This is a genomic window from Niastella soli (assembly GCF_017742245.1).
Taxonomy (GTDB): Bacteria; Bacteroidota; Bacteroidia; order Chitinophagales; family Chitinophagaceae; genus Niastella; species Niastella soli.
This window is the reverse complement of record NZ_JAGHKO010000006.1, coordinates 26,565-49,800: the sequence shown is the minus strand read 5'-3', so window position 1 is coordinate 49,800 and position 23,236 is coordinate 26,565. Positions and strand designations below refer to the sequence as shown.

Here is a 23,236-nt window from a genome sequence, read left to right as displayed (position 1 = left end):
CTTACCCATCTCGGTAAGTTACAAACTTTAATCCTTTGATTGTAAAAGTACATTTTTATGAAAATAGCAAAAGTCATGTTGTTATCAGTTGCAATTTTCTCTATTGGTGGCGGACTATTGGCTTCAAAAGCCAAAAGGTTTGGAAAACTTTGTGCAGGAACTGCCAATGGCGCCAATACTTTAGTACCCATTTTCGCCGGAGCGCACATGTCTTCTGTTTTTGGAACACCCGTTCTATTATATCGTACAACTAAGGATGACGGTGCTCCAATAACGGCAGCGTCCGACTGCATTAACCTGACAACTACAACTCAAAATTCCACAACAATTGTAGAAGAATAAGTTAGATATAGACTATAATGAAATAGCTCCGATATGATCTGACAGTTTGGGATTAACTTTAAAGTAACTACACAATTAAGTAATCCCAAAAGCTGTCAAATCATGAACACGCAAGTTAAATTAATTAAGGGTAAAGTAGGCCTGTTAAAGCTGGCCGAAGAGTTAGGCAATGTATCTCAAGCCTGTAAGTTATTCGGCTACTCCAGGGATACATTCTATCGTTACCAGGAACTTTATGAGCAAGGAGGTGAAGCGGCCTTACAGGAAGTAAGCCGTCGTAAACCTAATTTAAAAAATCGAATAGAAGTGCCTGTTGAAGAAGCCGTTCTGGCTATGGCGATAGACAAGCCTGCGTATGGGCAACTCAGAGCGAGCAATGAATTGAAAAAGAAGGGAATATTTATCTCCCCGGCTGGTGTCAGATGTGTCTGGTTACGCCACGACCTGGAAACCTTCCGTAAGCGCCTGAAGGCATTAGAGGTCAAATCAGCCCAGGAAGGCCTGGTGCTGACCGAAGATCAGGTTGTAGCTCTTGAAAGGGCTAAAGACGAAAAACAGGCCCATGGCGAAATAGAAACTCACCACCCAGGATATCTTGGCGCCCAGGACACATACTATGTTGGCACTATTAAAGGCGTTGGACGCATCTATCAGCAGACATTTATTGACACCTATAGTAAAGTAGCCACAGCCAAACTGTACGATCGTAAGAATGCTCTAATTGCAGCGGACACACTCAATGATCGGGTTCTTCCTTTCTTTGAACAGCACGGTATTAACCTGTTACGGGTACTCACTGACAGAGGTACTGAATATTGTGGCGCCAGAGAACACCACGAATATGAACTCTATCTTGCTCTTGAAGATATAGATCACTCCAAAACAAAAGCTAAATCGCCACAAACCAATGGCATTTGCGAAAGACTGCATCGCACCATGCAGGAAGAGTTCTATGCAATTACCTTCCGTAAGAAAATCTACAACACGCTTGATGAACTGCAGGCTGACCTGGATCTGTGGTTAGACGAGTATAACAACCAGCGTACACATTCAGGTAAATACTGCTTCGGCAGAACTCCAATGCAGACATTTTTAGAAACCTTACCTTTAGCTAAACAAAAAATGCTGCAGGATACTCCTCCCATAGCATAAAACAATTAATCCGTTTCCCTAGAATTACTAAAAAAAGAATCCTAACTGTCGGATCATATACTAGCTACTACAACTATAATGTCTTTTTCTACAAATTTACATGTGGGTTTCAACTTTGAAGTCCGCATTTTTTTATAAAATTTAGATTATTAAGTTTGATAAACAAATTGTAATGCTTTATTCTTTTAATTCTCGTATGAGGCATAATAAATTCAGATCTGCTTTTTTACTTATTTTTCCTTCTTGAAAAAGAATTACACACTTTACAATCTGTTCCACATTTACCGTTATAATCTAATTCATAACCGTAATCAATGCCCCTGTGAGAAGCCCTAATACCACTGGTCATCCATCGAGGCGCAGGTTTATCCTTAAGATAATGATCAAAAAATTGATTAACTCTAATAGTAAAATCTTCGGCATCTTTTCCGAAAGCAACATGGCCCGCATCATCATATTGCAACAACCACGTTTTTTTGCTATTTCTACGCAAACTTATAAACATTTCGATGGATTGTTCCCAAGGCAGGCCATCAGTCATACTATGAAACAACAATAACGGCGTCGTTACCATTTGGGCTTTCAAAACAGGGGATTCTGCAATATACAAACTCGGACGTTGCCATAAACTAGCCCCCATCCTGGTTTCAGCATTACTTAAGCGGCTAATTGTTTTCTTTAACCCATATCCACTTAATTGTAACGATGAGCTAATTTCATCACTGGTCCCTGATCCGGCAAGCGCTGCAGCAAAAAAATGGGAATTGGCTACTATATAATTAACCATTAATCCTGAGAAACTATGTCCAACTACCGCCATTTTCGAGGTATCTATATACGAAAGTTTAGCTAACACCTGCGCTCCCGATAAACAAGTAGTCAGGGCGTTTGCTCCTCTTCTTCCTTTTGTAAAATGAATATCCGGTGTAAAGACCAAGTACCCCTGGCTCACAAACCATGGAATATTTATTGGACCTCCTGAATAGTCAGGCAAAGGAAATTCATTTAACCGTTGTGAAAGTTGCATGTAAATAACAAACAATACCGGATACTTTTTTCGCGGATCAAAATTTTCAGGCTTGTATAATATAGCCTGTGTATTATATCCGTCTGGCTGTTTCCAATTCACAAGCTCCGATCTTATCCAATTATATGAAGCCTCTGGCTCCAGATCTGTTAGCGGTTGAAATGTTTGAAAATCCTCTGTTAAGAAAAGATTCGGAGATTGCGTTGAACTTTCCCTTTTCACAATCCATTTATTTGCATAACGTGCTTTTAATGGTATCAAGGCCTGCGAAAGTTCTGGCCCGCCTAAGGTACTGATATTTGAATGATAAAAAGTGTATGGCCCCATTACCAACAATTGAGGGTTGCCATGCCGTTCCCTGTCAATTCTATAAAAACCGTTTTCTTTGTTATCAATATTAAAAGCGGTAATCACCCAATCCTGCTTTTTTCCCAGTTCCATTGCCATTAACCGGAATTTAATATGATGCTTGCGACCGTAGCCATTCGTTATATTTTCCGGATTGCTTTTTCCGTCAACATCCAATGCCCAGATATCATAATCATCGTATACCAACACCTTTTTACCCGAGTCTAACCATCCGGCTATTCCTACCGCATTATGAACTTTGTCAGCATGATCATATCTATCTGTTTCTTCCATGAACATCCTTGGCAAGGAAGCGGTCAGATTTATCTTAGTACTCATTTGTATATCATAGGAAAAATAATTATGACTATCATTATCATAATAGATTAACTTCCGCCCATCAGAGGAGAATAAAAATCTGTTCCCGCCTTTAAAGGGCAGTATTTTTCGTGTACCGTCATTTAATGAAACAAGCCAATTAATATCCTGTTGGTTCAACCAGAAGCGGTCACCCTGAGTATTATTTCCCACAATAAAATATTCTCCCTCCAACACGGGGACCTTTATAAAATCACCGATATCAACACATAATCTTATGACTTTGTCATTGTTAACTGCAATCACAGCCTGGTATTCACCAGGATCAATCATCATACCCTGATTCTTTTGGGAAGATTGAAGAATTGTATCTTTATAATTCCATACGTCCAACTTTCCAGCGATCAAGTTTGGTTTAGGATCGGGCACTTTCTTTAAAAAGGTATAAATGTGCTTGCCATCATTGCTAAATCTAATACTATTTGTCAAAGTTAAGAAAGAGTCCACACCGGCAGACTGGTTGCATACTTTCATTACTGCCTTATCCATTCTCAGGTTGTAATACCATATTTCGTTTGATTCTGACTGCTGAGAAGAAATGTATCGTACCACAAAAGCAAGTTGAGAGCCTTGCCTGTCAAAAGTGAAGTTATTTGCAGAGCCCCCCGTTTTACCCATATCAGTGGCTGACCAAATAGTTTTTGATATTTCTAGTTCTAAATCCACCCATATCAGGCTGTTTGAAACCGTATATAGCAGCAACTTTTTTCCCTGTTCATCAAAACTATATTCTTTAACGTCCTTATAAACACGCCTAGTTTGACGGTTAAAATTTTCCAATATGAGCTCTGTTGGATTATGGCTTAATTGCCATCCCATCCAACCCATGTCATTAAATTTTGGCTGTTTCCATGATTTTATGTCAGAAACATACTTCTGAGCTTCGTTTATTCCTAATGAAATAAACGAAATTGTGTCTCCAATTTGACAAACAAATGTTTTACTATCGCCGGAAAATCCAATAGGTGTAGCGTTTACCATTTCCTTTTTCCACTTATTCTGTGTCGATTGAATAGTAAGTGTGTACCCGTCTTTAGGCTTATTATAAACAATATAAGAAGTATAGTTTCCGTCATTGGAAATTGAAGGTTCATTACCCAAACGTGGCCAATTGTTAACCGCAGCACTATCAATGATAGGTTTAGAAGGTTTTGAAACACCCTGATACAATGTTCCGGCATTTTGAGACACCGGCTGTTGAGAAAAAAGGAAAGGCGAACTTAAAATATAGATCAATAAAAAGAAGTACTTCATATTAGCATATTTCAACATTACATTCTTTATATCATTACCACTAAGCAAAGACATAAGTTACCACATGGACAATTCCTATATAAGGGTAAAACCTATTTAGAAAAATGAACGTTGCATGTTTTTTTATAATACAGCACTATTATTTTGTGGGAATTGTGGTTAGGCCTGTTTATTGTATAATTTTAAAATCCCATTTAATATACGGAAAATAATTGACTTTAACACTAATAGACTTATATTTTAATCGTGTATCCCTGTTCGATACTTGAAAGCCTAATTCACTTGAACATTATCAGATTTCTTCTCATAAACCGATCTACTTTCCCAAATCTCACCATTCAATAAATTTTCATTTTTTCGTATAAAAATAAGATCACCTTCATTGTTCAACGACCAAGTATCGGTAACCTTAATATCAAACTTATTGTTATCAATAGGGTTTTTAAAGAGTACCGTTACAACAAATCCGGTCGAATTATTGAGCCACTTCATGGTGATTACCTTTTTCTTTTTAGAAGGAGATACTGCATTAAAAGGCTTACCATTATAGTAAAGTGTTTCTACAACAGCTTGGTTATAATTGTCGCCTTGTCCAAATGTAGTCTTTTCAACATCCATCTTTTCAGTTTCTTGCCTTACATGTATTTTCTTTGGAACTCCATTCTGATACAGGTTACCTGAAATACTTTTCTGATCACTTAACATCCAAGTTCCTGAAAAATTTTTTCTTTGGGCAAAGCACATGGACGTGACAGATAATAGGATAATTGTAATTATGTATTTAAAGTTTGACATTTCAACATGGAGTTTATTAAATAATCACTTTCAATTTCAATAAATTATTTACTTCGCCAAGTAGGTTCATTCTTTTTCATATTCGCGATCTTGTCCGTAAATTCCTTAACATCTTCTTGCTCATTTAAAGACTTTACAATGTTTAACGCTTTATTTTCCCAAGCGATGGCTTCTTCCTTTCTCCCTCTTTTATAAAGCAACATGGCATAAGTATCAATCGCCATTGCTTGCCATCCCAATGAGTAGTTAGCAGATCTGCGCACGGTCGATTTCATCCAATTTATCGCATTATCAACAATTTCCGTATCATCGATGCCTGCTTCAACAAAAGGATGTCCACCAAAAATGTTATTATAGGCAAAATAGTTTAACCAAGCGTCACTAAAATCCAGGCTAGAAGTATCGAGACCATTAATTTTAACTAAATCAACAAAGCATTTAGTAGATTGAGATATATTGCCCTGATTTTCATACCAGCGCACTTTATTCCATAGAATATTTCGTTCAGCGTATGATGCATCAAAATGAGCTTTTATAATGTCCGATAATGATTGCCAGTCAGGTTCCTGATTTATTTGTTTCACGTTAATTATAGGATTAATATATTGCCTTGCAATTACGCTGTCAGTGATGCGCCTAGCAAAGCCATTTTGCCTCATAACACGATCGACTTTTTCTCCATTGGGATAGAAAAGTTTAAAAAAGATTGAAGAAGTACCCTGCAAAGCTTCAGCTATAACATCAATTTTATCACTTGAATAAAGATCCTTTTCTTTAAGCGTAGACAAGTAACTTAGATAATCGTTTCGAAGACGTTGCTCCAACCCCTTATTGTTTGTTCTTTCTGCTACTTTTATTAAATATGGGATAGCATTATAGTCCACCTTACCTTTTTCATATTCGGCTAATAAAGAGTAATATTGTTCTTTTTGATTCATTGCCTTATTAACGATAGCCAAAAACTCCGCTGGAGGATTGAAGCTACCTGCCCGATGTACTATTTGACCTTCCGGAGAAAAAAATAAGAACGTTGGATAATAGGTCACTTCATACTGCTTTGCAATCTGATCAGCATCCGAATACCAACTTTTGATTTTATCGTAATCGCTTTTTGTTCTATCCATTTGCAACTTAATGCAAACAAAGTGTTGATTCATGTAGTCGCCCACACTGTCAATTTCAAATACTTCCCTGTCCATCTTTTTGCAAGGCCCACACCACGTCGTGAAGCAATCAATAAATATATATTTATTCTCAATCTTCGCTTTAGCTTTGACTGCCTCCCATGAAACTTCATTGCTCCATTGGATTCCTGATACTGATTTTATTTCTGAAGTAGACTGCGCGTGTAAGTACATGGGAACGCTTAATAAGACTAGAAATAGTATACGCATCATCAAATGTTTAAATTATGCTTAAGTAGTTTGCCAACATCTCAACCGTTTAGAACCAGTAATAATTACCAAAAACCTGAATCACTTCCATCTTGCATTCATTCTCGCTTATTAGTAAGCCATCCCTTTCGTATATGTGTAAATTTGCAAGATTACTTTATACATTTACTTTAGGAATTGATCTAGTAGTTCTCTCGTGACCTTGTTTCTTATTAAGGAAACTCAATAGCCATAATTTTGAATGAGATTTTTGTTTTTTTGAATATCAGTGAGCGGCAAGGGATATAATTCTTGAAATTCCTTCCATGTTCCACCTTTCTGGGATGTTATAATTGTCATCACTTTATCAACCTCATTGGTTCTTTTAATATCTAACCAGCGATGGCCCCACTCACTAAAAAATTCGATTCTTCTTTCCTGTAGAATTGCAGCCAAGAGAGAATTTTTATCGCCTGCCGTTGTACTTATTAAACCCGCTCTCGCTCTGATTATATTCAAATCCTCCAGTGCGCCCGAAAAATTATTTTCTTGTGCCCTCGCCTCTGCTCTTATCAAATATTGCTCAGCCAAACGTAGCACCATCAAGTATTCGGTAACAGGCTCATTAAAAGTAGCATTCCTGTATTTGTAAGGGTAATAATAATTAACGTTATTAATTATAGTATCGTGTATCCATTCATTCTTACGAGCGTCACCGTTTTCAAAGGCATCTAGTAATCCCTGGTTCAAATAAACAGGCTTGTCATTGCCTTGATTATTATTAATAACAAATACCTGGGCGTCGCCAGTATTCCAGCCTGAAACACTCGGTTGCAATTGCCAAATCGCTTCTATACTATTTTTTAGAAAGGTATTATCCAATGTGGGTAAACTAAACAAGGTTGAATTATTGATCACTTGCGTTGCATAGGTCTCGGCATTAGCATAATCATTAGTATACAAATAGACCCTGGCCAGCAATGCTGTAGCAGCAGCTTTGTTTGGTCTAACTCTTTCAATTGCTCCTTTGTAAGGCTGCAACTTGCCATCTAAATAATTATCATCGAGCTTTGCTCGAGCATCTAACAAATCATTGAGCACTTGCTGGTAAACCATCTTTTTGGAGGCCCGCCCCATACTTGCGTTAACTTTGTAATCGGACGTTACTGCCAATGGAACGTCACCAAACAAGTTCACTAAGTAGAAGTAACAAAAAGCACGAATGAATTTTGCCTCTCCTGTTAATTGCTGTTTAACTTGGGTTGTAAGCGCAGTTGATGAGCTTAATCCTTCTATTGCTGAGTTACAGAAAAAAATGTTTTTGTAGAGTGGCTCCCACATTTCAGCACCAAGTGATAAATCGTCTGACAAGGAGTTTTGGTAATAGGCTATCAACTTCGTATCCGTTACTTCATTCGATAGTGTAAATTCATCCGCAGATAAACCAGATCGCAAGGATATGCTTTCTTTCCCTGTAAATACTGAAAAAACATCTCCCATGGATATATAAATCCCGGTTAAAGCTGCAGTTGCCGTCGCATCATTTGCATATACATTAGCCTGATTAACGGTTGATACTGGGGCATCAATTTCCACCAACTTATTACAACTAACTGCAGATGTAATTATCGTGAAAGCAAGTCCCCATAAGATTGCGTTCCACTTGTTATATAAAGAGTTCATAATTATTTTCTATTTTATTTACTTAATAGTTATAATCCAACATTAATACCGACAGTAAATATTTTTAGTGGGGGTAAAGATGAAAAGCTCTGATTTTCCGGATCACCTCCTTTATAATTGGTTATTGTTAGAATATTCTGCCCTTGGGCGAATAATCTACAATACTGCAAGTGAGCCTTCCCGGTCCACGAAGTAGGTATTCTCCAAGATAGTGATATGTTTTTTAACCGGATATAAGAAGCGTCTGAAATTAAAACATTACTACCTTGTGCGATTGCGAGCTGGTCAGAAGCATCACCAACTAAAAGAGCTGAATATTTTTGAATCGGTTTATTATCACCTGCTTTTTGCCAACGATCCAATACAGTGACGGGCTGATTACTGCTGCCTCTTACAAATACGCCAGGGGCCACTGAAGTACCATTATTAATCATATTATTGATCCCTTTTTGCTTTACAAATTGGAAGATAAAATCAAGCTCAACCCCTCTATAACTTACCTTGTTTTGCAACCCACCATAATATATGGGCAATGTGTTGAGTATAGCAGTCTTATCTGCGATATAATCAGGAGTACTAGTAGGTTTACCACCCTTATCATACACTCGATAAAGACCAGAACTTGGATCCACGCCAGCAAATGTATATGCCATAATAGGGAATAAGGGTTGGCCAATTATTAGTTGATTAATGTAACTCGAGTTTTCGAGATCAGGGAATGATACAAGTTTGTTTCTTGGTATTGTAAGGTTAATATTACTTGACCACCCAATTTTTTTATTTTTTACGTTAATCGTGTTAATTGAAAACTCCCAACTCATATTTTGAACTGTGGCAGGAAAATTATTTGTAATGCCATTGTTCCCCGTAACAGTCGGAAGTACATAAAAAATTAACTGGTTGGAAGAACGATTTCGTGCAAAGTTGGCAGTTAATAATACCCTATCCTGAATAAACCCAAGATCAACCCCTACTTGTAACTTTTTTGTTTCTTCCCATTGAAGATATGGGTTGGAAAGACCAGCAGGCAAGAGTCCTGAAGTTCCTTGGTAGGGCGTACCATTGTTTATTGGATAATATAAGTTAAGGAATTGGTAATCCCCAATTTGATCATTACCAGAGGTACCATAGCTTCCTCTGACTTTTCCAAAACTTAATAAATCCTTTATTCCATGCAAGAACTTTTCGTTGGTAAATAGCCAAGCGGCTCCTGCGCTTCCAAAATTATGGAACCTGTTATTAGCTCCAAACCTACTACTCCCATCTCTTCGCGCGCTTATATTAATAATATATTTGCTACCCAAATTATAATTAATCCGCCCAAAGATTGCATTGTACTTATAAGCAGAAATAGTTGAGGAACGGGCTGTGACTAAAGTCGCAGCTGTAATACTTTCTAAAACTTGATCACTACTATACCCTTCACCTTTTATTGAACCCGAGTTGCTTTTACTTTGTTGAATGCTGCTTCCGATCAATACTTCGAGGTTTCCCTTTCCAATTAATTTATTATATACAATATGGGGCTCAATTATCCATGACCGCATTAACCTATTTCCATAAATCGCTTCTCTCGACGAAAATGGCCTATCGGCTGGTTTGATTGCAGTCATTGGAAGCGAAATAAAATCAGTACTATAAAGGTTTGTATAGCCAAAATTAGTTTTAACCTGAAATCCTTTGAACAGATTGTAATTAATTTGAAGACTGCTAACCAGGTTATTCGTCTTGTTGTTGTACTTTCTAAATATAATATTAGTCAATGGATGTGTTTGCCATGTAGAAGTTCCATTTGGTGCAAGAGCCCAATTTACACTTCCATCTGGATTATAAAGAGGTGGAGCAACTGGTTCTAAAAAATTTGCATCTTGAGTAAGATCAACTCCGGGTAGACGATTATCTGATGCTAAATAACTTCCCGAAAATTGAAGAGAAACTTTTTGATTGACAGAAACACTATTTAAATTAAAGTGCATGGACGCATTCTGATTTGAAAAATTACCAGGAAATACCGTGGTTTCGCGATGATAAGTTCCTCCAACCCGGTATTGTAGCGTCGGGACTCCTCCGGAAAGGCTAGCATTTACATTGGTATAATGAGCAATCCCTCCAATAAGCTCCTTTTGCCAATCTGTAGAACGCGTGGTATCCCATACTGTTAAGTCGTAGGTCCTAGATCCCGGAGTTAATGTAGACAAATCCTTATTATCATTTTTATAGGCCTCATAACGCATGTCTAAATATTGACGTCTGTTCATCACCTTTAACATTCTTGTTACTTTTCCAGAACCTTGTAGCAAATTAACATCTAGCTTAGCCTTACCCGCTCTGCCTCTCTTTGTGGTAATTAGAATAGCCCCATTGGCCGCCCTGGAGCCATAAATCGAGGTTGCATCCGCATCTTTTAAAATGTCTATACTTTCTATATCCATTGGATTTATATAATTCAGCGGATTTCCCTGACCACTTGAGCCTGTGCCACCTGAGGAACCCAAAACCGCGTCATGATTTCCTACGGTTTGCAGTTGAGAGGCAAAGGGCACTCCATCAATCACATAAAGAGGATCATTTCCATTATTAATGCTATTTTGCCCCTGAATACGTACTGTAACGCCACCACCTGGCACGCCAGTGTTTTGTGTAATAACTAAGCCAGGCACACGTCCTTGTAGCGCTAAAAGAGGATTATTCACCGGCTGTTTCTCAATATCACTAGCTTTGACACTAGCAACATTCCCAGTCGCAAACCTCTTTGTAGTCGTCCCATATGCGATTACAACCGTTTCATCTAAAGAGCCAATCTTTTGCCCTAAAGCGACTGTCAAAAAACCTTTCCCCTTCACCGCCAGCAACTGCGCCTCACGGCCCACATATGAAATCTCTAACATACCATCTCCATCTACGTTAGTGAGGGTAAACTGGCCTTCGTTATCAGTAGTGACTCCCTTATCGGCACCTTTCACTTTCACGGTGGCACCAACCAATGGATTACCCTGCTCATCAGTCACCCGCCCTCTTACCGTCACCGGGTCCCCACTGGGGGGAGCGGCCTGACTACTCTTATCTTCTACGGGTTTCTTCATAACAAATATCGTTCGCCCCTTTATAGCAAAGGTTAAAGACTGGTCCTTTAGCGCCAGGTTCATCACCTGCTCTATAGGCGCATTCTTAACCTCTATGGTTATTTTTGATGCGTTTTGAATAATTGAAGTATTAAAAAAGAAGCGGTAGCTTGTTTGCTTCTTGATAGCAGTGAAAACACTTTCCAGATTTACGTCCTTACCGGAAAATGTGATCGTGTTTTGGGCCAGGCCGTTTGCGCTTGTTTGCAAACAGGCAGCCAATATTATGATAGTAGTCAACTTCATAACGCGCACTAGTTTTACCCCAGGGCTTCCAACCCACACATGGAAATGCCCTAAAGCTGATTTAGCAGTTAATTTCATACCTTTGGTCTGTTGTTGGTTAATAAAAGAATGTTTCGCGCATTTAACAGTTAACCTTCACTACAACCGGGTTCTGCCGCAAACAGAATCCGGTTATTTTGTAAGTGTCAAAGCCTTCACCTGGCTCGCTCCTTAACAATAAATTAAGCTGGTTAACCTTGAATCAGGCTGCTGTACGTTAGTGATTAATGTGGGTTTAATGGTCCAATGGCTGATTGGTAGTGCAAGCAAAAGTGTTGCGCTCCGGTAAGGAGGCATAGATAAGATTCATGTTTTTCATGGCTAGCTCTATTGTACCTTGATGGTCTTTCCTTCTATTTTAAATTTTGTCGTTCCATATTGTTGTAACAATTCCAGCAATTCGTTCAGCGGGATGCTCCTGTCGATATTGCCTTCAAACGTCTGTTCAGGCATCGCTTTGGTGTACTCCACATCTACATTATACCAGCGACTCACCTGTTTCATTACCGTTTTTATTCCGGCATTGTGAAAATCAAAGAACCCTTTCATCCAGGCAACGGCCGATTCTGTATCTATTCCTTTTCGTACAACGATATCCGCTTTATTGTTTATCTGGGCCTCTTCTCCGGGATTAATTACCCTATATGCCCTGGCCGATACAGCCGGATGATTTGGGATTGTAGCTTTGCTGACCACGTCTACTGGTGTGATCTTGATCTTTCCTTCCAATAGGGTCGTAACTATGGTTTGTTCGTCTCCATAGGCATTTATATTAAAATGCGTTCCTAATACTTCCACTTCTCCCCCACGGCCGGTTCCACCGTCTGCCGGGTAGATCATAACTTTAAAGGGCTTTACTGCATTATGAGCTATCTCAAAATATGCTTCGCCGGTGATCTCAACGCGCCGCTCACCTCCACTAAACGCCGTCGGATATTTAATGGAGCTGGCGGCATTTAACCAAACTTTGCTTCCATCGGGTAGTAATAATTGGTACTGTCCGCCGCGCGGGGTTGTTAACAAATTGAACGTTACTTCCGTTGCGTTACTTCCTGTTACCGATTTATATTCCAGTTGTCCGTCCTCTTTCTTATTTACTGTTGTTTTGCCCTCTGTGGCGATGGTGCCGTTTCCGGCCTTATCCAAGTCTATTACCGTGCCGTCGGCTAATGTTAAGGTGGCTTTGTTTCCACCTGCCGGTATCACGGTAGCTACCGGCGTTTGCTGTTGTTCAGCTACAATTGCAGGTTTTGTTTTGCCCTGCCATATAAACCAGCCGATCGATACAACTACCAATACGGCTGCAGCTACTGACATCCATTGCACCCAGCCTCTTTTGGGTGATATTTTTAACGTGGCTTGCATTTCGGGTAATTCATTATATACCCTTTCCTGGATCCGTCTGTCGCTTTCTGCGTGCGCGATCAGCTTTTGTTGCAATGCCTCACTATTAATAAACTGATCAAATAGAAGGCGGTTCTTTTCATTGGCATCAATCCATTGCTGCAGCGCATAAGCTTCCTCTGCAGTGATGGTCTCCTGCAAATGTTTTATGATCAATTCTTCTATATGGCTATTGTGAGGCATCGGCTTGAATGGTATTAATTAGTGGTATAAACTGTTCCATAGACATTTTTTGCTTTCCGGCCTTACTTATTGCCTGCCGGCCAGTGTTTTGTTGATGTGTCAGCTTATACATATATTAAAACGAACGGGTTAAACTTTTATACTAGTGGATTTAAAGAAAAAATCATATTGCGTTAATATTTTTTTCTTATTACGCTTTCAACCGCCCAAAAAAGCAGCATAAAAAACAGGCCGGGCCTGTTCAGCACTTTCATCCGTAATAATTTGAGTGCAGTGGACTTTTGATTGGCTACCGTCTGAATACTGATCTGCATCAGGTTGGCAATATCACTTACCGACTTGCCTTCTAGGTAGAAAAGTTTGAAAACAAGCCTGCTTTTAGGGGGCAGTTTTTCTATTTCGCCATATATATATTGTAGTACGTTAGCTTCAATATCTGTTTCCGCAAAGAGCGGCAGTACGCCTTCCTGTCCCAGTTCTTCATGCGCTTTCAACTCCGCCTTATGCTGTCGTTCCCTTTCGCGCCGTCTTAGATAATCGAGTGAGGCATTGCGCGCGGTAATAAATAAAAAGGCCTGAATATTATTGAAAGTATTGAATTTATCGTGTATGCGATGCAGTTTTACGAATGTGTCTGACGTAATTTCTTCTGCGGAAAGACTATCATCTATTAGGTTCTTTACAAAATAAAAAATTCTCATGCGGAAACTATCAAATACAGCCTGAAAGGCATGGGGTTTGCCCAGGCTAAATTCAATAAGTATCTCGTCAGACAGTTGCTTCATCGGGAACGCCGTTGTACTTTGAGTGTATACTAATCAGTTATTCACGGACGTTGGTGGGTACACAAAAGGGCACCTGTCAACGATCCTGGCGTAAGCCAAGACGTTGCCATAACCAGGTAAGTTGCAGTTTGGTCGGGAATCTCGGTGGTCGTACAACTTACTTATGGCCCCGACATGCGGGAACCAGAGCCTTTTTTCGGGCTTTACCCTATACGTTTTCCGTCCTGCACAGTTGTGCTGGCAAGCAGGATCCCGCATCGGGAAAAGATATATTGATAAACGAAATCTATAGAAAATTGGTGGACAAGGGCGATAAGGTACCAGTTTAACCAAGTGGAGGTGAGTAAGCACTACTCATACCAGCACTCAAATTAATCGAATGTTGTTGAAAATGCAAAATTTAGCTGTCATTTGCTGACAGGTTACATAAAAGGCGCTTTTGGGTGGGATGTAGCGTTAGGTGTACAGAGTAGCAATCTTCACCTATTTAAACAAATAAACCCTGGAAATAACTAAACTTTTGGGGAAAATGATGGGTTTAGGTTCAGCTACGGTCGTCCATACAAGATAAATGCGGATACTCAAAAAAAGGAATAAAAAAAGGTGCTATAGAAGCACCTTCCAATTTATTGTTCTATTTTTTTTACAAAGCGCATGCGCTCGATGATCCTTTTTGCTTCAGCCGTTCTTTTGGGAAACAAATCTCTTCCCATTATTTGTCTAGCCACAAGGGCCAGAAGACCGGCTTTCGAAACTCTTACTAATTCGGTTGATTTGTTACTGTCAGGTCTCATATATTATTCAGTTTTCTATTTTTTTACAAAACGTGCACGCTCGAGAATCCTTTTTGCTTCTTCAACTTTTTTGGGAAAAAGGCTTCTCCCTTTAATATCTCTGGCAATAAGAGCAATAAAACTTGACTTTGAAATTGTCACCAGCTCCTCCGGCTTTTCTTCATTTTCTGTAAACTCTTTTGGCAAAGGATGCTTTTTCAAAAAAGCAGCTGCTCTTTCGTCTGCTTTTACAAAAGCAGGTTCTTTACTATAATCCCTCATGTTCTTATCTATCAAAATATGAGGTTGTTTTGTAGACGATATTTTTTTCGGCATATGCTTCTTTTTAGATTAATCAAGTTTCCGCCAAATATCACATTTCAACTTTAACAATTGGAGGTTTATTATTGTACCATCTTCAGTACACTCTTTTCCCCACTTTCCAAAAATGATCCTATCGTAAAAGTTTGAATCTTCTGCATCAGATACAACTGATACGCCGCTTCTACCAGGCACAGGACATCGTTATAGGTCATCCAGGCCTGCCAGGGCGTAAAGCCATCAGGATATTTGCCATCATGACCAATACCAGCCTCTAGAAAATCGGCCAGCTCGCGCCGGATATACTCGATAGAGAACTGCTGAAAAAAGCCAGTCACCACTGTAGTAAGCTTATCAAAGGAGGCATTTCCTGCCATTCCATGTAGCGCCTCTATAAACGGTAACAATTGCTCATAAAACTCGTATAGCACCTCCCGGCCATTTCCATCATTATACCGGCACTCCGCATTGATAAGCGCCACCCGCAGCCAGGTAGGCAGCAGGTATTCCAGCAGGTCTTTTAAAAGCACCTGCGAGAATACCTCCTTGATTACTTCTGCTGCGCTTGTAGCAACCTTTTCAATCAACCGCTCAGGTTTTGAATAGCGGCCGTTCTCTTTATTGGTTGAACCACTTGCTTTACTGGAAACCGGCGGATTTTGCGTGGGAATAGCCGGGTTACCGCGGCTCATTATCCAGGCAGCCTCTACCAGCACCTCCATTTTTTCATAAAAGAAAAGATGATTATTCCTTTCATGTGGGTCATTTGAAATACTACCAGGACTGGAAATAACTTCCGTTACCCATTGCCATAGTATTTGGCGCACTTCATGCAAATGGTACCACTCAAAGAAATTATCAAGGGCCAGATCAGGATTATTCAATTCATCTTCCGTCAACCGCAGCGGTTGATTATACCATTGAGGGTGTTTATTATAGGTTTTCATAAAAATGATTTGTGGTGAGGTAACAATACCGCTTCAAAGGTGCCTGAGAATTTTGAAATACCCATTATGCGATCACACAAAAACTGAAAATAAATTTGTAAACTAAATGCACAAACGAATTGTTTCAAATATTTGACCCCGATCAAGAACTCTAACAAGTCATATAATTATTTTATCAATTCGTTTCTATTGTGTAACTTAGTACTACAACGCTATTGAATAACCGCATAGAGGCGATTTCGATTCGTTGGAAATACCATTTCACCATTATAACCTTATAATATGAATTTTTACACGAGACTGCTAACGGCTGCTATAAGCCATGTAAGGGTTATGTTTATAAATTCCTTTCCCTCCGGGATCTCCCAAAGAGAAACTACCCCGGGTTATTCAAACAATGGAAAATCTTCTTCGCGCCCAGGCCTTATTAAAGCACCTAAGTGATTCTTTATGTGATCATTCAGGAATGCCGAGCAATTAGAAGTAAAAACAACAAGAACTTATACTCAAGTAATCTAAATCTATTAATAAAAGTTTACGCCAAATGGCTAATTCGGTGGTTCCTTGTATTCTGTTTATTATGTTGTTCATTTAAAAATTTACGTTTTGTTCAATTATGGATAATGGCAAAATTGCCCACCCCCACTCATCGGCTAATAGTCGATGTAAAAGCCGTATCACGACTCACTCATCTGTCGATACGTGCTTCCCGCGACTTCCTAACGGATATTCGTAAGAAGTTAGGTAAAGCCAAACGTGAGTGGGTTACATTGCGGGAGTTCTGCGAGATGACACCTTTCAAAATGGAAGATGTTATCCCGTACTTAGAGTGCTAAAGGAGGTCGTAACGACCTCCTTTTTTGTTTCCAATATTGAAAAAGAAAGACTCAATAGTTCCCCCCATTAATCCTTTTACAATCCAACCTCGCTCCAGTCTTGCGCCGGTATTACAGTCGACTTTGTTCGGACTCTCTTCGCATTTCCCCTGAGTACACCCGAACATTCCCCCGTAAAGTCCGAACAACATCCAAACAACGTCCGGCAAAATCCTCCGTTTGCCCCGGCACAACCCCAAACAATACCACGTTTTTCCCCATGACCATTCAAGACACCTATAGACCATTGTAGACATACTCATGGCACTGTAGACGTACATAGGACAATCTGGAACATCATAGAACAATATAAAACACTCTAGTATAGTGTAGTCATGTCAGTTACTTTTTCAATATAAAACCATCTTACCTTTGTATCGCACAAGGCAATTGAACAAATACCGGTTATGTACATGCGTCTGGTGCTGGTCATTATTTTCATTAACACTTAAAATCGATTAATTATGGGTAAAATGAAGAACGGTATCCTGGATGCATTTTCAGGTACCATCGGAAGAGTGGTTGGCACATCCTGGCGTGGCCTTGCAGTAATGCGCAGCAAAGCGCACTCCCGCAGAAATGCCAACACCCCAAAACAGGAAGAGCAAAAAGCAAAATTTAAAGTGGCGTCTTCCTTTGTACAAAGCATGCACGATCTGTTGGTGCTCGGTTTTAGGGATCAGGCGGTTCGAATGACGGGTGCCAATTATGCGTTGTCACTGATCATTAAAGAAGCCCTTGACGGCGCCAATCCCGATTTCAAAATTGCCTACGATCGGGTTAAGATCAGTAAAGGATTATTATTTAACGTAGAAGGGTTAGCAGTGGCATCCACCAAACCCGGTGCCATCCAGTTTACCTGGACTGGCTCTGATAGTAATACAAAGGAAAAGCCAACTGACGTAGCCATCCTCGTTGCTCACTGCCCAGATCTGAACAGAACAGTGTTTAAATCGATCGGCAGTCGGGATTCGCTGTCTGGTGAACTGGCTGTACCCAAATTCGCAGGTAAAGTGGCGCACACCTGGATCACTTTTGTGTCGGCCAATGGCAAGTTCATTGCCAACAGCGAGTACATCGGTACTGTAAACGTCAGCTAACGCGAAACGTTCCCGTATCACCATGAAATCCAATAGCTGGCTGACACCCGGCAATTAAGCCCGATTCGTATCGGGAAGGGCAACAGCCCACCTACCTTAAAATGCTACCCCCAGGGCCCGGGGGCGCATTTTAAAAAGCAATCAATGAATCAATTAACCTTTAATCATTAATACCTTTTTTATGACACTCACTATTAAAAATTCATCATCAGATATAACAACATGCAATAAAGAGAATATCCACCTGGCGTACACTCAAAACATGGCTACAGCAAGCGGCAACTTATCTGCGCTCCATTTTGTACAGTGGGAGATACTTGAAAGGCTGGCATACATCCTGCAATCCTTTATTCCCTTTTTCATTGAGAGCAATCGAAATATTAAAAACATCACCGATGTGAACTATGCTATATCGCGCAACCTAAATTCCGCTCTTTCCATTATCGACAGGGAATTTAAAATAGATTATAGCAAACTATTATTAACCCATGGAAGGTTGCAAACGGGAATGGTTGCCCTGACAAAAGCCGTCTCTGGTGGTATAGAATTCAGCTGGGCAAGATATGGTTGTACAGGCGAACTAAAAACCCATAAAGCAATCCTGGTAGTTTATTGTGAAACATTGAATGAATGTGTATACAACATTGGCAGTGCAAGACGCTGTGATTTTAAAGCCACGCTGGAAATCCCTCAACTATCCGGGCATGAAGTACATACCTGGTTGAGTTTTCTTTCGGATGACGAATGTGAAATTGCAACCAGTGTTTATACAGGGACCTGTATTATTCCATAAACCGTTAGATCCTGCTTTTCCGCCGCTTTGATGTTTGTTTTTGATTATTATCAAGGGACTGCGTTCGTGCAGTCCCTTCAATTTATTAGATTTCCTCTGGCATATCAGGCACAAGCGGACGCTTGCGCCATCAGAGAAAAACTTTATTTGCTTTTTTTTGATTCGGGTGGCCAGGGCCAGTCATCTGGCCAAAATAGCGGCTTGGGTACTACTTGGGTATACTTTTTTTCCAACTGATCAAAGCCATCAAATATTTCAACATTTTGCTCAAGCAATCTACTTATCAAAAGCTCGACAACATCGTCATCATCAATTAAAAAAGCAGATTGTCTAAACTTATTGGTGACTGTATAGGAGCTCTCATTATCTCCTCTAAACTTCTCTTTCACCAACACCAGGTTGCCCTGGTTTTCTCTTATTATTTCCTCCACTTCTTTTATTACTGATTCTGAATAGGATTTCATTGACTTTTCCCTCAAATTTTCTCAATTATTAATTCAGTTGAACCTTCTTGCAAAGAATTGGATACATCAAAATGTAAATGATATCTTGCAGGAATGATATCCTGCGCAAGATTTAATAAATGATTTGCTAAGGAAGTCAAGCCCTCCTTATTTGCAGTTATTATTATAGCCCCATTATCAGACACCGCTTTTATTTCAAAGCCGTCCTCCCATTTATATTCGACACCTCTTTCCGGTTTATAATCAGGTATTTCAATGGTTATTTTCATAATTATAACAATTACTTTTTACCTTTTTTCTTTGCTCTCTCTTATAGGGAGGTATAAGAATTGTTTTAAAAACCACCGGTATATTCAATACTTATTTAACAACTCTATTAATGGAATATGCTTTATCTGATTTAAAAAATCTAACGGGCTTCTACCTGCATTATTTTTATGATTTTTATTTCCACCATGGATTAGAAATAGCTCAACTAATGGCAACCGTTCAATTTTACCCCTTACATTAAATACGGCTGTCCATAAAGGCTCATTACCATAATCATCGTGAATATCAAGCCGGCCACCATTGGCTACAATCAAATTTGCAATTTCAAAATGATTATAAACCGCACAATAGTGAAGAGCTGTAGCTCCAGTTTGTTTATCTTTTAAGTTGACATCTATTCTATTTTCAATTAAAAAAGCAGCCGCTTCACTAGCATTTGTAACGCAAGTGGCATGCAAGGCACTTTTATCATATGCTAATTCATTAATATTCATTCCTGCACCTAATAACTCACGTAATTTTTCCACATTATTTTTTTCTGCATAATCTATAAACATACTCTTATTCATTATAGGGTCCCCTGGCAATTCAAAAATATATTTATTTGTCACTTTATCATAATTAACTTCAATTGGCTCAATTTTCAGATCATAATACTTAACTACCCATTCCCTAACAGCGCAAAAAAGGCCTTCTATTTGAAAATCCGTATAGCTAAAATCTAAAAGTTTTAAGTCGTAACACACGACACCATTGACCTTGTCATATATTTCAACAGCCAGACCTTTTAAAGCTGCTCCCACCCATAAAGTAATTTCATCACTGGATAATTTCCGGGTATCACTTATTCGTAAATAGATCCTGTCGGTTATTTTTATATCAGGTTTGGAGATATCAGGATCTAACATTTCCTCTATATCTAAAAAAATTGCAACTCCCCAACTTGTTTTCAATACAGAATATTTATGCAGCATATTATTTTAAGTCCTTCATTATTCTTCCAAAACTCATTCATTTTAAATTAATGCGCAAATCATACACATGAATAAACAAATTAATACTTCTGGATCCCACAATTTTGCAGCAGGCTGCTGCAAAATTGATTACTGCTTATTTGTCAACCCATTATAATTCCGCAAGAGGCTCTTGCGTAAATGGAGTCTTATCACGCTGACCTGCCATGTCCAATTCCGCAATCGTTGATTGCGGAATTGACCAGCATCAATTTGTCCTTCTTTTGAAATTCCGCAGTCAGTGACTGCGGAATTACGATCCCGTCTTAGATAAGCCAGTATGCCCTGCGTTAGTCCCTATTTTTACTAAACGAATTCCCTACATTTACCCAACCCTCCTCTCATGAAAACAAAAACCCTCAAAAACACCTGTCTGATCCTGGGCATACTATGCGGCCTCCTTAATTTAATAATGCTCGGTGGCTTCCTGATTGAGTATACACTGTCGCCCTTTGCAAGAGGTAGCAAAATTGTATATATGATCCCCTATCTACTACCGGCTCCCCTGTTTCTGATGGCTGCCTACCGGCTGCATAAAAAGATCAAGCATACAAACAGCGACGCAGTGGCAAATTCAATTAACTGATCCATCACCACCAATAAAAAAATCCGCCAATTGGCGGATCGGAACGTTATAATTATATTAATCACCTCTATTGAATCGTAAACACCAGCGATGCCGGCATCTTCCGCGCTCTGCCATCCGGACCGGCAGCTGCTATCTCATCGATAATGATCCGCTGGTCTTTCCCCAACGACTGGATCAATTTTATTTGTTCTGGTGAAAAACGGCCATTGGAAGTCATGCTTTGCTCATACTCGTTGGTTATCACACTCATAGTAAAAGATACCACTTTGAGCGGGATATCAACTTCCCCATTTTCAACGACACAAACAATACCACCGGCCGACAACAAGGTTTCCTTACTAATGCGGCCACCTTTTATCAGTCTGCCCGTACCCGGTGTTGCTACTGCGACTTCAGGGTCCGACAAAAACTTTGCAGTAAAGGTTGTTTCTTTTACTACTTTACCTGCCGCCTTTACGGTGATCACCGCCTTGCCGGGTTTCGCTGGTTTGATCACATATTGTCCATTGTCGCCGGTAATAGTACCATTATCTATCGCCACCGCAATTTCGTTGGATTTGTAACCGGCTACTGCAATGTTCACCGGATTCTCTATACCGATGTATACCATGTTTGCCTTTGTTAGCGCCACCGCTACATTCGGTGTTTCTGATACCGTTTGTCCGTTTACAAAGGCAACCCCTAATAACATCAGGGCTGTGGCCGGCGCCATTAATAAGATCCGGTAGCGGCTCGCCGGTGCTGCTTTTTTTGTTGACATCATAAGAAAGCGTTTTTTTATTAAGGAATGTTTGAAGGTGGAGGTAATGGCAATTCGCTTTGATTCTATGATATGGTCCAACAACAACTGCTGGTACTGTACTTTGTCAATTCCGTTGTTTAATACTCCTTCATCTGCCAGGTACTCATGGACCAACTGTAGCTCATTTCGCAACATATACATGAATGGATTGAACCATACAATCGCTGTCAGGAGCTGGGCCAGCAATCGGTCGATGGAATGATATTGTTCCGCGTGTATTTTTTCATGCAACAAGATATTATCCTGCCCTTCCTGCAGATATTCCTTATTCACAAACACCAGGTAGAAGAATGAAAAGGAGTCTTTATACTGCTTATTCCATGCTATACACAAGCGGCCCCTTTTTTCTTTGGTAGCTCTTTTATAACAGGCAAATATCATCACCAATTCTCTTACTATTCCTATTATGAAAATGATCAGCACAGAAAGATAAATATAGAACACCCCGGATATGCCTTTCTTCCAATCTATTGCTGTTGTTGTTTGTGTTGCTATATAGCCTGAATCGTTCGTTCTTATTACTGGTGCATTCTTTACGGTCGTGTTATCCGGAGTGTCCTCTGCAACTGCCTGACGGATCGCCCACGGACTCAAAGGCGCCAGCATCGCCACCATCATACCAATAAGAAAATACCAGCGAAGTGTCTTTACTGGCATCCTGTTTTCCAGTAACGCTTTATACACCAGCCATACCACACTCGTACAGCCGGCACTCAACAAAACGTAAATAAGAATGGCTTGCATACTCATGATTTTTGTTTTTTGATCTCCTGGTCTATCAGCTTTTTCAATTCTTCCAGCTCACTTACCGGCACGTCCTTTTCTTTTACAAAGAAGGATACCAGCTGGTTAAGGGAATTATTGAAAAGCCCTTTGTACGCATCTTTCAATACATGTTTTGCATAGGCTTTTTTTGTCACCACCGGATAATACACATGTATATTGCCAAACTTCTTGTGCCCCACATACCCCTTTTTCTCCAGCACCTTTATCACAGTGGCTACCGTGGTGTACGCGGGTTTGGGCTCAGGTAATTTCTCTACTACATCAGCTACGGCACCTTCCTGTATGTCCCATAACACCAGCAGGATCTCCTCCTGGGCTTTGGTTAATTCTTCCATCGTCTACTATATTTTAATGCAATCTACTACAATTATA

At 39.7% G+C, this 23,236-nt stretch carries 20 protein-coding genes; 5 read left to right on the top strand and 15 right to left on the bottom strand.

All coding sequences use genetic code 11. From position 1 onward, the window contains the following. Positions 1-57 precede the first annotated feature (57 nt). On the top strand, positions 58-342 hold the full coding sequence (locus J7I42_RS23525; RefSeq protein WP_209141334.1) for a hypothetical protein: 285 nt from the start codon (positions 58-60) through the stop codon (positions 340-342). A gap of 99 nt (positions 343-441) precedes the next feature. Then, positions 442-1,494 carry an IS481 family transposase gene (locus tag J7I42_RS23520; RefSeq protein WP_209141470.1) on the top strand — a complete coding sequence of 351 codons (1,053 nt, stop codon included), beginning with the start codon at positions 442-444 and terminating at the stop codon, positions 1,492-1,494. A 226-nt stretch (positions 1,495-1,720) separates the two neighbouring features. On the opposite strand, the gene J7I42_RS23515 is transcribed toward J7I42_RS23520, so the two are convergent. The 10 genes from J7I42_RS23515 to J7I42_RS23470 all read right to left on the bottom strand — a co-directional run bounded on the left by J7I42_RS23515 (position 1,721) and on the right by J7I42_RS23470 (position 16,172). Beyond that, a complete protein-coding gene (locus J7I42_RS23515) occupies positions 1,721-4,501 on the bottom strand; it encodes an alpha/beta hydrolase family protein (RefSeq protein WP_209141333.1) in 2,781 nt (926 codons plus the stop codon). A gap of 273 nt (positions 4,502-4,774) precedes the next feature. Then, positions 4,775-5,296, bottom strand: coding sequence for a hypothetical protein (locus J7I42_RS23510; RefSeq protein WP_209141332.1), 522 nt, complete (start codon positions 5,294-5,296; stop codon positions 4,775-4,777). Between the two features lie 44 nt (positions 5,297-5,340). After that, complete coding sequence (locus J7I42_RS23505; RefSeq protein WP_209141331.1) at positions 5,341-6,654, bottom strand: thioredoxin family protein; 1,314 nt, start codon at positions 6,652-6,654, stop codon at positions 5,341-5,343. Between the two features lie 258 nt (positions 6,655-6,912). Then, positions 6,913-8,352 carry a RagB/SusD family nutrient uptake outer membrane protein gene (locus J7I42_RS23500; protein ID WP_209141330.1) on the bottom strand — a complete coding sequence of 480 codons (1,440 nt, stop codon included), beginning with the start codon at positions 8,350-8,352 and terminating at the stop codon, positions 6,913-6,915. A gap of 29 nt (positions 8,353-8,381) precedes the next feature. Beyond that, positions 8,382-11,798: a SusC/RagA family TonB-linked outer membrane protein gene (locus J7I42_RS23495; protein WP_209141329.1), complete on the bottom strand. Its 3,417-nt coding sequence runs from the start codon at positions 11,796-11,798 to the stop codon at positions 8,382-8,384. Positions 11,799-12,086: 288 nt separating this feature from the next. Beyond that, complete coding sequence (locus J7I42_RS23490; RefSeq protein WP_209141328.1) at positions 12,087-13,346, bottom strand: FecR family protein; 1,260 nt, start codon at positions 13,344-13,346, stop codon at positions 12,087-12,089. 173 nt (positions 13,347-13,519) lie between these two features. Continuing rightward, positions 13,520-14,131, bottom strand: coding sequence for an RNA polymerase sigma factor (locus tag J7I42_RS23485; protein ID WP_209141327.1), 612 nt, complete (start codon positions 14,129-14,131; stop codon positions 13,520-13,522). 626 nt (positions 14,132-14,757) lie between these two features. Further along, positions 14,758-14,925 carry a hypothetical protein gene (locus tag J7I42_RS23480; protein WP_209141326.1) on the bottom strand — a complete coding sequence of 56 codons (168 nt, stop codon included), beginning with the start codon at positions 14,923-14,925 and terminating at the stop codon, positions 14,758-14,760. Positions 14,926-14,940: 15 nt separating this feature from the next. Next, positions 14,941-15,240: a hypothetical protein gene (locus J7I42_RS23475; RefSeq protein WP_209141325.1), complete on the bottom strand. Its 300-nt coding sequence runs from the start codon at positions 15,238-15,240 to the stop codon at positions 14,941-14,943. A gap of 68 nt (positions 15,241-15,308) precedes the next feature. Further along, positions 15,309-16,172 (bottom strand): hypothetical protein, encoded by an 864-nt coding sequence (locus J7I42_RS23470; RefSeq protein ID WP_209141324.1) that lies wholly within the window; start codon positions 16,170-16,172, stop codon positions 15,309-15,311. 1,339 nt (positions 16,173-17,511) lie between these two features. Between J7I42_RS23470 and J7I42_RS23465 the strand changes: the two genes are divergently transcribed. Both J7I42_RS23465 and J7I42_RS23460 read left to right on the top strand, forming a co-directional pair. Beyond that, a complete protein-coding gene (locus tag J7I42_RS23465) occupies positions 17,512-18,147 on the top strand; it encodes a DUF6266 family protein (RefSeq protein ID WP_209141323.1) in 636 nt (211 codons plus the stop codon). Between the two features lie 181 nt (positions 18,148-18,328). Then, positions 18,329-18,940: a DUF6266 family protein gene (locus tag J7I42_RS23460; protein ID WP_209141322.1), complete on the top strand. Its 612-nt coding sequence runs from the start codon at positions 18,329-18,331 to the stop codon at positions 18,938-18,940. 143 nt (positions 18,941-19,083) lie between these two features. Here J7I42_RS23460 and J7I42_RS23455 read toward each other — a convergent pair whose 3' ends face one another. The 3 genes from J7I42_RS23455 to J7I42_RS23445 all read right to left on the bottom strand — a co-directional run bounded on the left by J7I42_RS23455 (position 19,084) and on the right by J7I42_RS23445 (position 20,627). Beyond that, positions 19,084-19,404 (bottom strand): hypothetical protein, encoded by a 321-nt coding sequence (locus tag J7I42_RS23455; RefSeq protein ID WP_209141321.1) that lies wholly within the window; start codon positions 19,402-19,404, stop codon positions 19,084-19,086. Positions 19,405-19,415: 11 nt separating this feature from the next. Continuing rightward, positions 19,416-19,673: an Imm32 family immunity protein gene (locus tag J7I42_RS23450; protein ID WP_209141320.1), complete on the bottom strand. Its 258-nt coding sequence runs from the start codon at positions 19,671-19,673 to the stop codon at positions 19,416-19,418. Between the two features lie 84 nt (positions 19,674-19,757). Continuing rightward, positions 19,758-20,627 carry an ankyrin repeat domain-containing protein gene (locus J7I42_RS23445; protein ID WP_209141319.1) on the bottom strand — a complete coding sequence of 290 codons (870 nt, stop codon included), beginning with the start codon at positions 20,625-20,627 and terminating at the stop codon, positions 19,758-19,760. A 403-nt stretch (positions 20,628-21,030) separates the two neighbouring features. Here J7I42_RS23445 and J7I42_RS23440 point away from each other — a divergent pair, with 403 nt between their 5' ends. After that, the gene (locus J7I42_RS23440; RefSeq protein WP_209141318.1) at positions 21,031-21,273 is read left to right on the top strand and encodes a hypothetical protein; all 243 of its coding nucleotides are present in this window, start codon (positions 21,031-21,033) and stop codon (positions 21,271-21,273) included. A 67-nt stretch (positions 21,274-21,340) separates the two neighbouring features. Here the strand turns inward: J7I42_RS23440 and J7I42_RS23435 are convergent, their stop codons facing one another. After that, positions 21,341-22,822, bottom strand: coding sequence for a GldM family protein (locus tag J7I42_RS23435; RefSeq protein WP_209141317.1), 1,482 nt, complete (start codon positions 22,820-22,822; stop codon positions 21,341-21,343). A 2-nt stretch (positions 22,823-22,824) separates the two neighbouring features. After that, complete coding sequence (locus J7I42_RS23430; protein WP_209141316.1) at positions 22,825-23,199, bottom strand: BlaI/MecI/CopY family transcriptional regulator; 375 nt, start codon at positions 23,197-23,199, stop codon at positions 22,825-22,827. Between the last annotated feature and the right edge of the window lie 37 nt (positions 23,200-23,236).

What these genes read in the sequence shown, in the direction of transcription:
- J7I42_RS23480 (WP_209141326.1), bottom strand. Translation starts at nt 14,925, where the DNA reads ATGAGACCTGACAGTAACAAATCAACCGAATTAGTAAGAGTTTCGAAA.
- J7I42_RS23515 (WP_209141333.1), bottom strand. Translation starts at nt 4,501, where the DNA reads ATGAAGTACTTCTTTTTATTGATCTATATTTTAAGTTCGCCTTTCCTT.
- J7I42_RS23475 (WP_209141325.1), bottom strand. Translation starts at nt 15,240, where the DNA reads ATGCCGAAAAAAATATCGTCTACAAAACAACCTCATATTTTGATAGAT.
- J7I42_RS23495 (WP_209141329.1), bottom strand. Translation starts at nt 11,798, where the DNA reads ATGAAATTAACTGCTAAATCAGCTTTAGGGCATTTCCATGTGTGGGTT.
- J7I42_RS23490 (WP_209141328.1), bottom strand. Translation starts at nt 13,346, where the DNA reads ATGCCTCACAATAGCCATATAGAAGAATTGATCATAAAACATTTGCAG.
- J7I42_RS23470 (WP_209141324.1), bottom strand. Translation starts at nt 16,172, where the DNA reads ATGAAAACCTATAATAAACACCCTCAATGGTATAATCAACCGCTGCGG.
- J7I42_RS23485 (WP_209141327.1), bottom strand. Translation starts at nt 14,131, where the DNA reads ATGAAGCAACTGTCTGACGAGATACTTATTGAATTTAGCCTGGGCAAA.
- J7I42_RS23460 (WP_209141322.1), top strand. Translation starts at nt 18,329, where the DNA reads ATGACACTCACTATTAAAAATTCATCATCAGATATAACAACATGCAAT.
- J7I42_RS23525 (WP_209141334.1), top strand. Translation starts at nt 58, where the DNA reads ATGAAAATAGCAAAAGTCATGTTGTTATCAGTTGCAATTTTCTCTATT.
- J7I42_RS23465 (WP_209141323.1), top strand. Translation starts at nt 17,512, where the DNA reads ATGGGTAAAATGAAGAACGGTATCCTGGATGCATTTTCAGGTACCATC.
- J7I42_RS23440 (WP_209141318.1), top strand. Translation starts at nt 21,031, where the DNA reads ATGAAAACAAAAACCCTCAAAAACACCTGTCTGATCCTGGGCATACTA.
- J7I42_RS23450 (WP_209141320.1), bottom strand. Translation starts at nt 19,673, where the DNA reads ATGAAAATAACCATTGAAATACCTGATTATAAACCGGAAAGAGGTGTC.
- J7I42_RS23505 (WP_209141331.1), bottom strand. Translation starts at nt 6,654, where the DNA reads ATGTACTTACACGCGCAGTCTACTTCAGAAATAAAATCAGTATCAGGA.
- J7I42_RS23455 (WP_209141321.1), bottom strand. Translation starts at nt 19,404, where the DNA reads ATGAAATCCTATTCAGAATCAGTAATAAAAGAAGTGGAGGAAATAATA.
- J7I42_RS23500 (WP_209141330.1), bottom strand. Translation starts at nt 8,352, where the DNA reads ATGAACTCTTTATATAACAAGTGGAACGCAATCTTATGGGGACTTGCT.
- J7I42_RS23510 (WP_209141332.1), bottom strand. Translation starts at nt 5,296, where the DNA reads ATGTCAAACTTTAAATACATAATTACAATTATCCTATTATCTGTCACG.
- J7I42_RS23435 (WP_209141317.1), bottom strand. Translation starts at nt 22,822, where the DNA reads ATGCAAGCCATTCTTATTTACGTTTTGTTGAGTGCCGGCTGTACGAGT.
- J7I42_RS23430 (WP_209141316.1), bottom strand. Translation starts at nt 23,199, where the DNA reads ATGGAAGAATTAACCAAAGCCCAGGAGGAGATCCTGCTGGTGTTATGG.